A 12,936-nucleotide genomic window follows, 5' to 3' on the forward strand; every position below is an offset into this window, starting at 1 on the left:
GACTCAAACTCATGGATCGATGCCGTGAGCCGGCGCCTGCCTCCGCTCTATGCGCTGCGTGCCTTCGAGGCTGCTGCGCGTCACGCGTCCTTCACCCGCGCCGCCGAGGAACTGGCCATCACCCAGAGCGCGGTGAGCCGTCATATCCGTACGCTCGAGGGCTACTTCAGCTGTCGTCTGTTCGAGCGGCGCGGGCGCAGCCTGCAGCTGACCGACCCTGCACGTGCCCTGCTGCCCGGTCTGAGCGAGGGCTTCGATGCCCTGGAGCGTGCCAGTGGCGCCTTGCGCGTCGATGATCAGGTGCTGCGCCTGAAGGCGCCGTCGACCCTGACCATGCGCTGGCTGCTGGCGCGGTTGTCGCACTTTCGCCTGGCCAACCCGGACAGCGAGGTGCAGCTGACCAGTGCCTGGATGGACGTCGACAAGGTCGATTTCCGCCATGAGCCCTTCGACTGCGCCGTGCTGCTGTCCGACGGTCAGTTCCCGGAGGAGTGGGACAGCGTCCTGCTGTTCGAGGAGTGGCTGATCCCGGTCTGCGCCGCTGCGGACAGCGAGGCCGGCGGCTGGCCGCTGGCGCGCCTGCAGGCGGCCGAGCAGCTGCACCCGACACCGGACCGCCGCGACTGGCGGCGCTGGCTGCAGACCACCGGCCTCGGCGAGCAGGTGCCGCTGAAGACCGGCCAGCTGTTCGACATGCTCGAACTGGGCATCGTCGCGGCGGCACGCGGCTATGGCGTCTCCATCGGTGACCTGCTGATGGTGGCCGAAGACGTCAACGCGGGGCGCCTCGGCTTGCCCTGGCCGACGGCGGTGTTCAGTGGCGACAGCTATTATCTGGTGTGGCCGCGTGAGCATCGCGCCCAGGCGCGTTTGCAGCGCTTGCGCGACTACCTGCTGGCGGAGGTGGCGGCGATGCAGCTGCCGCAGGTGGAGAGAATGCTTTAGCGGCCGATACAGGGTTTTGATAACAAATGATGGCCATTCGGCACGTGCCGATTGACCAAGCATAATACTCGGGTATGCTCCTGCGCCCTCCATGAGGTCGTACGATGACCTTGCCAGTTCATTTCTTGTCGCCTGCCACCTCGCGCCAGGCTCAGAGAGGCCTCCATGACCCCTCCACGCTCTCGTATCGCACTGCAGTTGGCCGTCGCCCTGGCGTCGATGCTGGTCCTGTTGATCAGCCTCAGCACGGTGTTCGCGCTGCGTTCGCTGGACAACGCCAACCTGGTCACCCGCGCCGAGCACCTGGGCAGTGAAGCCCGCCTGCTGGCGGATCAGCTGGCCACCTTTCACGGCAGCCTGCGTGACAGCACGCAACGTCTCGCCGGTCTGTTCGAGCAACGCTTCAGCGGCGGCGTGCAACTGCGCAGCGACGAGCGCGTGACGGTCGGCAGCCTGCAGGCGCCAGCGCTTTATCTCGGCGCGACCCGGCTCAACAACGAGTTCACCGAGGTCGATGACTTCACCCGCATGACCGCCGGTGTGGCGACGGTATTCGTGCGCGATGGCGATGAGTTCGTGCGCATCACCACCTCCCTCACCAAGCAGGACGGTACGCGTGCGCTGGGCACCGTGCTCGACCATCAGCATCCGGCCTACCAGAAGCTGCTGGCCGGCCAGGGCTATGTCGGACGTGCGTTGCTGTTCGACCGTTTCTACATGACCCAGTACACCCCGGTTCGCGATGCCGGCGGGCGGGTCATCGCGGTGCTCTTCGTCGGCTTCGACTACACCGACGCGCAGAAGCTGCAGATGCGCAACCTCACCGACTTCCGTATCGGCAGCACCGGCTCGCTGGCGATTCTCGACGAGCAGGGCAAGTGGCTGGTGGCGCCCGCCGGTGCCGCGGCCATGAGCAGCCTGCCGGCAGGGCTCAGCGAGCGCGTTGCCAACACCGGTACGGGTGGTTTCTGGAGTGACGGCCAGGACGAGTTCTACAGCGTCGCGATGCCGTTCGCTGGGGGACCCTGGACGGTGCTGGCGAGCATGCCGCGCGAGGAGATCCAGGCCGTGACCTGGCGTGTCGGCACGCAGCTGGCCATCGGTAGCGCGCTCACCCTGCTGCTGGCGGTGATTGCCGTGGTCCTGCTGCTGCGGCGCAAGCTGCGCCCGCTCGGCGACCTGGTCCAGCAGGCCCAGGCCCTCGGTGCCGGCGACCTCGGTGCGCGGATGACGCAGTCCAGCGACGACGAAATCGGCGAGCTGGCGCGCAGCTTCAACCGCATGGGCGAGGCACTGGCGACCATGGTGGCGGGTATCCAGGTCGCGGCCCAGGACGTCAGTTCGCGTTCCCAGGCGTTGTCGACGCTCTCACGCGACGCCTACCAGGGGATCGATCAGCAATCCGGCGAGATCAGCAGCATGGCCGGTGCGGTCGAGGAGTTCAGCGCCACCTCGCAGAACATCGCCGACAACATGCGCAACACCGAGCGTCTGGCCAGCGAGAATGCGCAACAGACGCGTATCGGTCGCACCTCGATGGATCAGGCATCGGAAGCGCTGGTGCAGATCGCCGAAGCCCTGGAGCAGACCTCGACGGTCATCAACGGCCTTGGCCAGCGTTCGCAGGAAATCGGCGGCATCGTCAGCGTGATCACCGCGATTGCCGACCAGACCAATCTGCTGGCGCTCAACGCCGCCATCGAGGCGGCCCGCGCCGGCGAGCAGGGGCGGGGCTTCGCCGTGGTCGCCGACGAGGTGCGCAGCCTGGCCGGACGTACCCGCGAAGCGACCAATGAAATCTCGACGATGATCGGCAGCATCCAGAGCGAGACCAACAGCGCCATCGCCACCATGGAGCAGGGCCGCCAGCTGATGCAGGACGGTCTCGAGCGCAATGCCAAGGTGGCGGCGGCGTTGGCGCAGATCAGCGAGCAGAGCGAGGCGGCGGGTGAGCAGTTTGCCGCCATCACCACGGCGACCAGCGAGCAGAGCAGCACCGCCAACGTGCTCAGCAGCAACCTGCAGAGCATCGCCCAGGCCAACGGCGAGCAGCGCGAAGTGGTCGCCAACCTGGCGGACACCGCGCGCGAGCTGGACCGCCTGGCAGCGCAGCTGCGCCAGGAAGTCGAGCGCTTTCGCTGACCGCCGGCTAGCCGACGCTGGGCCGATACTGCAGCGCTTCGGCCAGGTGGGCACGGCTGATCTGCGGTTCCTGCGCCAGGTCGGCCAGGGTGCGGGCCACCTTCAGCACGCGGTGGGCCGCGCGCAGGGACAGGCCCAGGCGCTCGCAGGCGCTTTCCAGCCACTGGCGGTCCGTTGCCTGCAGCGCGCAGTGCTGGCGCAGGCCTGGCAGGTCGAGAAAGGCGTTGGCCACGCCCTGGCGCTGCAGTTGTCGGTCACGGGCTATGGCCACCTTGGCAGCAGCCTGCGCCGTGCTCTCGCCGTCCTGCGGGGCCACCTCCAGCGCGGTGCTTTCACGGGCGACCGTGAGGTGCAGGTCGATGCGGTCCAGCAGCGGCCCGGAGAGCCTGCCGCGATAGCGCTGAATCTGTTCCGGGGTGCAGCGGCAGCGGTTGCTCGGGTCGCCGAGATAGCCACAGGGGCACGGGTTCATGGCGGCGACGAGCTGGAACCGTGCGGGGAAGCGCACCTTGTCCCGCGCCCGGGCGATGACGATATGGCCACTCTCCAGCGGCTCGCGCAGCACTTCGAGCACCTTCCTGTCGAACTCCGGCAATTCATCGAGGAACAGCACGCCCATGTGCGCCAGGGTGATCTCGCCCGGTTGCGGGCGACTGCCTCCGCCCACCAGCGCCGGCCCGGAAGCGCTGTGGTGCGGGGTGCGGAAGGGGCGCTGCGGCCAGTGCTGCAGCGGCGCATGGCTGGCCACCGAATGGATCGCGGCGACCTGCAACGCTTCGCTTTCGTCCAGCGGGGGCAGCAGCCCGGGTAGGCGGCTGGCCAGCAGGGTCTTGCCGGTACCGGGCGGGCCGCTGAGCAGCAGGTTGTGCGAGCCGGCTGCCGCCACCAGCAGGGCGCGCTTGGCCGCCAGCTGGCCCTGGACCTCCGCCAGGTCCGGGTAGGGCAGGGTCTGCCGCAGCAGGCCCTGCGCCACGTAGGGTTGCAGCGGGGCGCTGCCATTCAGGTGCGCGGCGACCTGCAGCAGGTGCTCGACGGCAATCACCTTGAGGCCCGACGCCAGGCTGGCCTCTTCGGCGTTGGCCTGTGGCACCAGCAGGGTGCGCCCGGCATCGCGCGCGGCCAGCGCCGCAGGCAGCACGCCCTGGACGGGGCGCACGGCGCCGGACAGCGCCAGCTCGCCGAGGCATTCGTAGTCGGCGACGGACGCGCAGGGCACCTGGCCGCTGGCGGCGAGAATGCCCAGCGCGATGGCCAGGTCGAAGCGCCCGCCATCCTTCGGCAGGTCGGCGGGTGCCAGGTTGAGGGTGATGCGCCTGTTCGGGTAGTCGAATGCCGAGTTGAGAATGGCGCTGCGCACGCGGTCCTTGCTTTCCTTGACCGCGGCTTCCGGCAGGCCGACCAGGGTCAGGGCGGGCAGACCATTGGCCAGATGGGCCTCGATGGTCACGGCAGGCGCTTCGACACCGATCTGGGCACGGCTGTGAACGATGGCCAGGGACATGATCTCTCCTTGATCAGGACCCACCTGGCAGGGGCATTGAAAACGACCTGCGTCTTCGCTGCCCGGCGGCTCAATCGGCGGGTGGGTTCAGCTTGGCTTCCAGCTCGGCGACCTTGGCTTCCAGCGCCTCCAGGCGTGCGCGGGTGCGGGCCAGAACCACCATCTGGCTATCGAACTCTTCCCGGCTGACCAGTTCCAGCTTGCTGAAGCCGCTTTGCAGCAGGGCCTTGAACTGCGCTTCCAGTTCTGCGCGCGGCAGCGGGCTGTCGCCGCTGAACAGGCGCGAGGCGTGGCTACTGAGAGTGTCGAGCAGGGCTTTGGGCGGCAGCATGGTCAGGTTCCGGGTGCAGTTGGCCGGCAGTGTACCACGCAGGTGCTGGCAGGGCGTTTGGCGAGCGGCTGCACGATTTGAGAGCGCCGCCAGGCGCGTCTCTGCACCAATTTTGTGCGTCCGCTTCCGCCTGGGTCATGGCTCGTGGCCCCAAGGTGACGGTAAGGCCCTGAAAGATGGCGATTTTATGGAGATGGCAAGCTTTCTGCTTAGACCCCAGCGACGCATGCACCGATGCAGTACCGGTGTGTCGGACGAAGCGGGGGAGTGTTTCGTCGGGAGCGGTTGGTGGGTATCGACCACGCCAGGCTGGGGCGGTCGGTGCATTACAAAAGCCAGACACTGCGCTTAGACTTGAACCGGGTTCGTAATTCCTGGGGCAAGTCCACCTTACACGGGAGAGAGTTTCATGAAGCTAGTCACTGCCATCATCAAGCCGTTCAAGCTCGACGACGTGCGCGAGTCGCTGTCGGAGATCGGCGTGCAGGGCATTACCGTCACCGAGGTCAAGGGCTTCGGCCGCCAGAAAGGCCATACCGAGCTGTATCGCGGTGCCGAGTACGTGGTCGACTTCCTGCCCAAGGTGAAGATCGACGTGGCCATCGCTGACGACCAGCTGGACCGCGTGATCGAAGCCATTACCAAGGCGGCCAACACCGGCAAGATCGGTGACGGCAAGATTTTCGTAGTCAACCTGGAACAGGCGATTCGCATCCGTACCGGCGAAACCGATACCGACGCGATCTAAACCGCCTCCGAACCCCACGCCCCAGGAGTGAAACCCATGACTCTGCGAACTTTCGCAGGGCTAGGAGCCCTTTTGTCCTCGAATTCTGCTCTTGCGCCGATTTCGAGGGCGAATGCCGGAGCTGGCGAGGTCCTCGCCGCTCTGCCGTGCCAGACCCTCTCGGGTCTTGCGCGCTGCCTAGTGATGGGAATGCCTGATCGCCTTGCGGTGCAAGGGGGCCCGGTCATCCAGGGCAAGCGTGACAAAGACTTGTAAAGCATACGGAACGCGTCCGGCGCCAACCTGGACGTTCTAACCGAACAGCGCACAACGAAAGCGCCGGCAAGAGGTGAAACATGGATAACACAGCATTGACTGCATTGCAGTACGGCTTCGATACCTTCTACTTTCTGATCTGTGGTGCCCTGGTGATGTGGATGGCGGCTGGTTTCGCCATGCTCGAATCCGGCCTGGTCCGCGCCAAGAACACCACCGAGATCCTGACCAAGAACGTCGCCCTGTACGCCGTTGCCAGCGTCATGTACCTGGTGATCGGTTACCACATCATGTACTCCAGCCCGGAAGGCGGCATCTTCCCGAGCCTGGGCTTCCTGATCGGTGACGAGAACACCGCCGAAGCCGTTCTCGCGGGTGGCGACGACGCGCCGTACTACTCGGCCCGTTCGGACTTCTTCTTCCAGGTGGTGTTCGCCGCGACCTGCATGTCGATCGTCTCCGGTGCCGTTGCCGAGCGCATGAAGCTGTGGGCCTTCCTGGCCTTCGCCGTGGTCATGACCGGCTTCATCTACCCGGTACAGGGCTTCTGGAAATGGGGCTCGGGCTTCCTCAACGAAGCCGGCTTCCTGGACTTCGCTGGTTCCGGTGTCGTGCACATGGCCGGTGCTGCCGCTGCTCTGGCTGGCGTGCTGCTGCTGGGTGCTCGCAAGGGCAAGTACGGCGCCAATGGCCAGGTCAACGCCATTCCGGGCTGCAACCTGCCGCTGGCGACCCTGGGTACCTTCATCCTGTGGATGGGCTGGTTCGGCTTCAACGGCGGCTCGCAGCTGAAGATGAGCACCATCGAAGACGCCAACGCCGTTGCCCAGGTGTTCACCAACACCAACATGGCCGCCGCCGGTGGTCTGATCGCCGCACTGATCGTCGCCCGCATCCTGTTCGGCAAGGCCGACCTGACCATGGCGCTGAACGGTGCCCTGGCTGGCCTGGTTGCCATCACCGCTGAACCGCTGACCCCGAGCGCCCTGCAGGCCACCCTGATCGGCGGCGTCGGTGGCGTGCTGGTGGTGTTCTCCATCCTCGGCCTGGACAAGATCAAGATCGACGATCCGGTCGGTGCCATCTCCGTGCACGGCGTGGTCGGCATCTGGGGCCTGCTGGCCGTCTGCCTGACCAACAGCGACGCTTCCCTGGGCGCGCAGCTGCTGGGTATCGCCAGCATCTTCGCCTGGGTGTTCATCGCCAGCCTGATCGTCTGGGGCGTCATCAAGGCGGTGATCGGCCTGCGCGTCAGCGAAGAAGAAGAGTACGAGGGTGTGGATATCGCCGAGTGCGGTATGGAAGCCTACCCGGAGTTCACCGGCAAGAAGTAAGCGTCGATGGAAATGACAAGGGCGCCTTTTGGCGCCCTTTGTTTTTTCTGGCAGCACGCTAGAATGCGCGCGCTGGAGCCATCGAGAGCGAGAACGGCATGTGGCAGCAACGCATCATCAGCCTGCGTCCGCGTGAGCGCGGTTTTCATCTGGTGACGGAAGACGTACTGGCGGCACTGCCGGAACTGGCGCGGATGCGTGTCGGTCTGTTGCACCTGTGGCTGCAGCACACCTCGGCTTCGCTGACGGTCAACGAGAACGCCGACCCCGCGGTGCGCCGCGATTTCGAGCGTTTCTTCAACCGTCTGGTGCCGCAGGGCGAGACGGGCTACGAGCACGATTACGAAGGGCCGGATGATCTGCCGGCGCACTTCAAGGGCAGTCTGCTGGGCTTTCAGCTCCAGCTGCCGATACAGGATGGACAGCTGGCGCTGGGGACCTGGCAGGGCATCTACCTGGGCGAGCATCGCGATCATGGTGGGGCTCGGCGACTGGTGGCGACCCTGCACGGCGAGGTCATTTGAATTTTTTCCGGTCGGGCGGTACGCGCCGCACGACTGGGCTATAACTAACCTGCTTTTCGCAAGTCATGAGGTTGAACATGAGCGACGAAGACCTGGAACAAGACGATCTGGACGGGGCTGACGAGGACGACGGTGAGGAGCTGGCTGCTGCGGCCGATGACGGTGACAGCGGCGATGATGGCGACGGCGAGGTCGTAGCCAGCAGCAAGAAGAGCAAGGCCAAAGCCGTTGAAGTCGACGAGATGCCCAGCGTCGAGGCCAAGCAGAAAGAGCGCGACGCGCTGGCCCAGGCCATGGAGGAATTCCTGGCGCGTGGCGGCAAGGTGCAGGAAGTCGAGCCCAATGTGGTCGCCGATCCGCCCAAGAAGCCGGACAGCAAGTACGGTAGCCGTCCTATCTGACGACGCTGCGTAACAGGAAACCGCCCTCGTGGCGGTTTTTTGTGCCCGGCGTCTAGCGCGTCCAGCTGCCCAGCAGCGCCGGCAGTTCGGCCAGGCTGGCGATCTGTGCGTCCGGCGTGGTTTCGCCCTCCCACGCCCGCCCCTGCGGGTTGAACCAGATGGCGCGCAGGCCGGCGGCCTTGGCCCCGGCGATATCGTCGCTCGGGTGATCGCCGATGTGCACCGCGCGCTCGGCAGCCACGCCGGCCCGCCCGAGGGCTTCGAGGAAGGGTTTCGGGTCGGGCTTGCCGACCCCCAGCTCCTCGGCGCAGAGCGCGAACTGGAAGTACTCGGACAGGCCGAGGCGGCGCACGTCGGCATTGCCGTTGGTGATCACCGCGAGACGGAAGCGCTCGGCCAGTGCCTCCAGGGTCGGATGCACATCGGTGAACAGCTCGACCTGGTGACGCGCACTGAGAAAGACCTGAAAGCCGGCCTCGGCCAGCGTCTGCGCCTCGCCGTGAGCGTAGCCGGCATCCTCCAGCGCGTGGAACAGGATGCGCCGGCGCAGCTCGCTGAGGCGGTGCCTGAGCATCGGCTCGGCATCGAGCAGGCGGCTGCGCACCGCCCACAGGTGTTCGACCGGCACTGCGCCGAGGCGTGGCGCGTGCAGGGCCAGCCAGTTGCGCAGGGCCGCCTCGGCGTCCTGCATGACCGGCGTGACGTCCCACAGGGTGTCGTCGAGGTCGAAAGTGATCAGTTCAATGCTCATTCGCAACCGCCTTTGCGCTTGGCGCGTGGATGGGCCTGGTCGTAGACGCTGGCCAGGTGCTGGAAGTCCAGATGGGTGTAGATCTGCGTGGTGGCGATGTCGGCATGGCCCAGCAGCTCCTGCACCGCACGCAGGTCCTGCGAGGACTCCAGCATGTGGCTGGCGAAGCTGTGACGCAGCATATGTGGGTGCAGGTGCTGGCCCAGCTCGCGGACGCCGGCCTGGCGGACCCGCAGCTGCACCGCGCGCGCACCGAGACGGCGCCCCTGCTGGCTGATGAAGACCGCGCCATCGCTCGGCCTGGCCAGTGCGCGCAGTGCCAGCCACTGCTCCAGTGCCTGGCGTGCCAGGCTGCCCACTGGCAGCTCACGCACCTTGTTGCCCTTGCCGCGTACGCGCACCAGGCCGGCGTTCAGGTCGAGGCCGTCGAGATCGAGGCCGACCAGCTCGGACAGGCGCAGGCCGGAGGAATAGAACAGTTCGAGCATCGCCTGGTCGCGGCGGGCGATGAAATCGTCCTCCACCGCGCCGTCCAGCAGCTGTGCACTGCGGTCGGCATCCAGGGTGCGTGGCAGGCGCCGTTCGCGCTTGGGCGGGGTCAGGCCGGTGGCCGGGTCATGGCGACACAGGCCTTCGCGCAGCAGGTACTGATAGAGGCCGCGCGTGGCCGAGAGCAGGCGCGCCAGGCTGCGGCTGGAGAGCCCCTGCTGATGCAGGCGGGCGATCAGGCGACGCAGGTTGCGCGTGTCCAGCTCGCTCCAGGCGTGCAGGCCTTCGGCTTCACAGAAGGCCTGCAGCTTGCCGAGGTCGCGACGATAGCCGTCGAGGGTGTGCACCGACACCTGGCGCTCGCGGCGCAGGTGTTCGAGGTAGGCGTCGAGGTGGGCTTCAAGCTTCAAGCTGCAAGCTCCAAGTGAAAGCGTTCGGTCTGCCTGTCTCGTGCAGCTTGAAGCGTGCGGCTTATGGCTGCTTCTAGCGGACCGAGCGCAGCGGCGTCGAGAAGCTGGGCAGCACGCGCGCCAGGACTTCGGCGATGTAGCCCAGGAACAGGGTGCCCAGCGAACTCTTGTAGTGCTGTGGATCGACGCTGCCGATGGCCAATACGCCATGCAGGCCCTGGTGGGTGAGGCCGACCACGGCGGCGGAGCCGACCTGGGCCGCGTCCTCCTTGCCGAAGAGGAACTCCAGCTCATGCGGGCGCAGCACGCCGCAGATGGTCTTGCCGCCGCTGAGCAGGCCGCCGATCTGCTGATGGGCCTCGGCCGAGCTGACCGAGCGGCCCACCGGCAGCTTGTTGTCGCTGAACAGGATCAGGCCCACGAACGGCACCTGGAACTCGTGGCGCAGGCTGTCTTCGACGATGCCGACCACTTCTTCCAGGCTGCCGGCATCGAGCAGGTCGAGCACCAGACGGCGGGTCTTGTCGAACAGGCGATCGTTGTCGCGGGCCACGTCCATCAGCTGGCCGAGGCGATGGCGCATCTCGATGTTGCGCTCGCGCAGCAGCTTGACCTGGCGCTCCACCAGCGACACGGCGTTGCCGGGCTGGTGCGGAATGCGCAGTTCGGGAATCAGTTCTTCATGGTCGATGAAGAACTCCGGGTGCAGGCGCAGGTAGGCGGCGACCGTTTCCGAGTCGAGCGGTTTGGGCGAATCCTGCTGGTCGGTCATAGGCGAACCTGTCCTTCGTATACGCGGGCAGCGGGTCCGGTCATCATAACCGGCTGACCTTCGCCTGCCCATTCGATGGACAGTTTGCCGCCTGGCAGTTCCAGTTGCACGGGCGAATCCATCCAGCCCTGGCGAATGGCCGCGACCGCTGCGGCGCAGGCGCCGGTGCCGCAGGCCTGGGTCTCACCCGCGCCGCGCTCCCACACGCGCAGGCGTGCCTGCCTGCGGTTCTGCACCTGCAGGAAGCCGACGTTGACCCGCTGCGGGAAGCGCGCATGGTGTTCCAGCTTGGGCCCGAGTGCGTGCACCGGGGCATCGTCAACGCTGTCGACGCGCAGCACGGCGTGCGGGTTGCCCATCGACAGGGCCGCCAGCTCGACGCTCTGGCCGTCGACATCGACGCGATAGCTGAGCGCGGCCTGCTCGGCCTGGAAGGGCACCTGCTCGGGCTGCAGGCGCGGTGCGCCCATGTTCACGCAGACCTGGCCATCATTCTGCACGCGCAGCTCGATCACGCCGCTCTTGGTCTCGACGCGAATGACCTTCTTGGTGGTCAGGCGCTTGTCCAGCACGAAGCGGGCGAAGCAGCGCGCACCGTTGCCGCACTGCTCCACCTCGGAGCCGTCGGCGTTGAAGATGCGGTAGCGGAAATCGACGTCCGGATGGCTCGGCGGCTCGACGATCAGCAACTGGTCGAAACCGACGCCGGTGTGGCGATCGCCCCACTGCTTGGCATGCTTGGGTTGCACGTGGGCGTGCTGGCTGATCAGGTCGAGGACCATGAAGTCATTGCCCAGGCCGTGCATCTTGGTAAAGCGCAATAGCATGGCGTCGCCCTCAGGCCGGCAGCAGGCTTTCGCCGGCGTAGAGCTCTTGGACGGTTTCGCGGCGGCGCACTTCGAATGCCTGCTCGCCATCCACCAGCACCTCGGCGGCACGGCCGCGGGTGTTGTAGTTGGAGCTCATGACGAAGCCATAGGCACCTGCCGAGCGCACGGCCAGCAGGTCGCCCTCGGCCAGGACCAGCTGGCGGTCCTTGGCGAGGAAGTCGCCGGTCTCGCAGATCGGCCCGACCAGGTCGTAGTTGCGCGCCTCGCCTGCGCGTGGCTGCACTGCCGACACATCCATCCAGGCCTGGTACAGCGCCGGGCGGATCAGGTCGTTCATCGCCGCGTCGATGATGGCGAAGTCCTTGTGCTCGGTGTGCTTGAGGTACTCGACCTGGGTCAGCAGCACGCCGGCGTTGGCCACGATGAAGCGGCCCGGCTCGAACACCAGCGACAGGTCACGCCCTGTCAGGCGCTTGCGCACGGCGGCGATGTAGTCGCCGGCCAGCGGTGGCTGTTCGTCGCGATACTGCACGCCGAGGCCGCCCCCGAGGTCCAGGTGCCTGATGGTGATGCCGCGTGCGGCCAGCCTGTCGACCAGCAGCAGCAGGCGGTCCAGGGCGTCGAGGAAGGGTTCGAGGGTGGTCAGCTGCGAGCCGATGTGGCAATCGACGCCGATCACTTCCAGGTTCGGCAGCTCGGCGGCACGGGCGTAGACCGCCTCGGCCTGCTCGATGTCGATGCCGAACTTGTTTTCCTTGAGGCCGGTGGAAATGTACGGGTGGGTACCGGCGTCCACGTCCGGGTTGACCCGCAGCGAAACCGGCGCCTTGACGTCCAGCTCGGCGGCGACCTTCTGCAGGCGCTCCAGCTCGACGCTGGACTCGACGTTGAAGCAGTGCACGCCGACTTCCAGGGCGCGACGCATGTCGTCACGGCTCTTGCCGACGCCGGAGAAGACGATGCGGCTGGGGTCGCCACCGGCGGCCAGTACACGCTCCAGCTCGCCGCTGGAGACGATGTCGAAGCCGGCGCCAAGGCGGGCCAGCACGTTCAGCACGCCGATGTTGGAGTTGGCCTTGACCGCGAAGCAGACCAGGTGCGGCATGCCGCTCAGGGCGTCGGCATAGGCGCGGTACTGCCCTTCGATGTGGGCGCGCGAGTAGACGTAGGTGGGCGTGCCGAAGCGCTGGGCCAGCGCGGACAAGGCGACGCCTTCCGCGAACAGCTCACCGTCGCGGTAGTTAAAGGCTTCCATGGCAGGCTCCTGTCAGAGTTCGAAACGGTCTCGGCTGTTACCGGCGTTGTCGTCGCCCGGCAGGTACAGCGGGCCTTTCTGACCGCAGCCGGCCAGCAGGCAAACGGCGGCGAGGAGCGCGAGGGTCAGTCGCTTCATGGGGCAGTCCTTGAAAATAAGCGTGAATTGCGCCGGAGTATACCGACCCCCCGCCACCTTGCCTATGCGCCAGGCGCCCGCCTGGCGGGGCGCTGGCCCAATCGACCTGC

Annotated in this window: 14 protein-coding genes; 6 read left to right on the plus strand and 8 right to left on the minus strand. The window is 66.6% G+C overall.

Annotated elements, in window-relative coordinates; translation table 11 throughout:
- Positions 1-24 precede the first annotated feature (24 nt).
- Together JLK41_RS01175 and JLK41_RS01180 are read left to right on the plus strand one after the other, a co-directional pair.
- Entirely contained in the window at positions 25-945 is a 921-nt protein-coding gene (locus tag JLK41_RS01175; protein ID WP_210390173.1) for a LysR substrate-binding domain-containing protein, read from the plus strand.
- A gap of 165 nt (positions 946-1,110) precedes the next feature.
- On the plus strand, positions 1,111-3,087 hold the full coding sequence (locus JLK41_RS01180) for a methyl-accepting chemotaxis protein (protein ID WP_210390174.1): 1,977 nt from the start codon (positions 1,111-1,113) through the stop codon (positions 3,085-3,087).
- Positions 3,088-3,094: 7 nt separating this feature from the next.
- On the opposite strand, the gene JLK41_RS01185 is transcribed toward JLK41_RS01180, so the two are convergent.
- Positions 3,095-4,588, minus strand: coding sequence for a YifB family Mg chelatase-like AAA ATPase (locus tag JLK41_RS01185; protein WP_210390175.1), 1,494 nt, complete (start codon positions 4,586-4,588; stop codon positions 3,095-3,097).
- A gap of 70 nt (positions 4,589-4,658) precedes the next feature.
- Positions 4,659-4,919: an accessory factor UbiK family protein gene (locus JLK41_RS01190; protein WP_037052746.1), complete on the minus strand. Its 261-nt coding sequence runs from the start codon at positions 4,917-4,919 to the stop codon at positions 4,659-4,661.
- Between the two features lie 409 nt (positions 4,920-5,328).
- Here JLK41_RS01190 and glnK point away from each other — a divergent pair, with 409 nt between their 5' ends.
- From glnK to sutA, 4 genes are all read left to right on the plus strand, one after another.
- The gene (gene glnK / locus JLK41_RS01195) at positions 5,329-5,667 is read left to right on the plus strand and encodes a P-II family nitrogen regulator (protein ID WP_003096476.1); all 339 of its coding nucleotides are present in this window, start codon (positions 5,329-5,331) and stop codon (positions 5,665-5,667) included.
- Positions 5,668-6,002: 335 nt separating this feature from the next.
- A complete protein-coding gene (locus tag JLK41_RS01200; RefSeq protein ID WP_037052751.1) occupies positions 6,003-7,256 on the plus strand; it encodes an ammonium transporter in 1,254 nt (417 codons plus the stop codon).
- Positions 7,257-7,354: 98 nt separating this feature from the next.
- Positions 7,355-7,780 (plus strand): secondary thiamine-phosphate synthase enzyme YjbQ, encoded by a 426-nt coding sequence (locus tag JLK41_RS01205; protein WP_150607534.1) that lies wholly within the window; start codon positions 7,355-7,357, stop codon positions 7,778-7,780.
- 77 nt (positions 7,781-7,857) lie between these two features.
- Positions 7,858-8,181, plus strand: coding sequence for a transcriptional regulator SutA (gene sutA, locus JLK41_RS01210; protein ID WP_134678330.1), 324 nt, complete (start codon positions 7,858-7,860; stop codon positions 8,179-8,181).
- A gap of 52 nt (positions 8,182-8,233) precedes the next feature.
- Here sutA and JLK41_RS01215 read toward each other — a convergent pair whose 3' ends face one another.
- From JLK41_RS01215 to lptM, 6 genes are all read right to left on the minus strand, one after another.
- Entirely contained in the window at positions 8,234-8,932 is a 699-nt protein-coding gene (locus JLK41_RS01215; protein ID WP_037052760.1) for an HAD family hydrolase, read from the minus strand.
- Positions 8,929-9,831, minus strand: a complete 903-nt coding sequence (gene xerC / locus JLK41_RS01220) for a tyrosine recombinase XerC (protein WP_210390176.1) — start codon at positions 9,829-9,831, stop codon at positions 8,929-8,931. Before xerC ends, JLK41_RS01215 begins: the two co-directional genes overlap by 4 nt.
- Positions 9,832-9,904: 73 nt before the next feature.
- Positions 9,905-10,603, minus strand: a complete 699-nt coding sequence (locus JLK41_RS01225; protein WP_037052764.1) for a DUF484 family protein — start codon at positions 10,601-10,603, stop codon at positions 9,905-9,907.
- A complete protein-coding gene (gene dapF, locus JLK41_RS01230) occupies positions 10,600-11,430 on the minus strand; it encodes a diaminopimelate epimerase (RefSeq protein ID WP_037052768.1) in 831 nt (276 codons plus the stop codon). The genes JLK41_RS01225 and dapF overlap by 4 nt, the downstream gene beginning before the upstream one ends.
- 10 nt (positions 11,431-11,440) lie before the next feature.
- Positions 11,441-12,688, minus strand: a complete 1,248-nt coding sequence (gene lysA / locus JLK41_RS01235) for a diaminopimelate decarboxylase (RefSeq protein WP_134677871.1) — start codon at positions 12,686-12,688, stop codon at positions 11,441-11,443.
- A 12-nt stretch (positions 12,689-12,700) separates the two neighbouring features.
- The gene (gene lptM / locus JLK41_RS01240) at positions 12,701-12,826 is read right to left on the minus strand and encodes an LPS translocon maturation chaperone LptM (RefSeq protein WP_017361215.1); all 126 of its coding nucleotides are present in this window, start codon (positions 12,824-12,826) and stop codon (positions 12,701-12,703) included.
- Positions 12,827-12,936 lie beyond the last annotated feature (110 nt).

This window comes from Ectopseudomonas khazarica (genome assembly GCF_017915135.1).
GTDB classification, from domain to species: Bacteria; Pseudomonadota; Gammaproteobacteria; order Pseudomonadales; family Pseudomonadaceae; genus Aquipseudomonas; species Aquipseudomonas khazarica.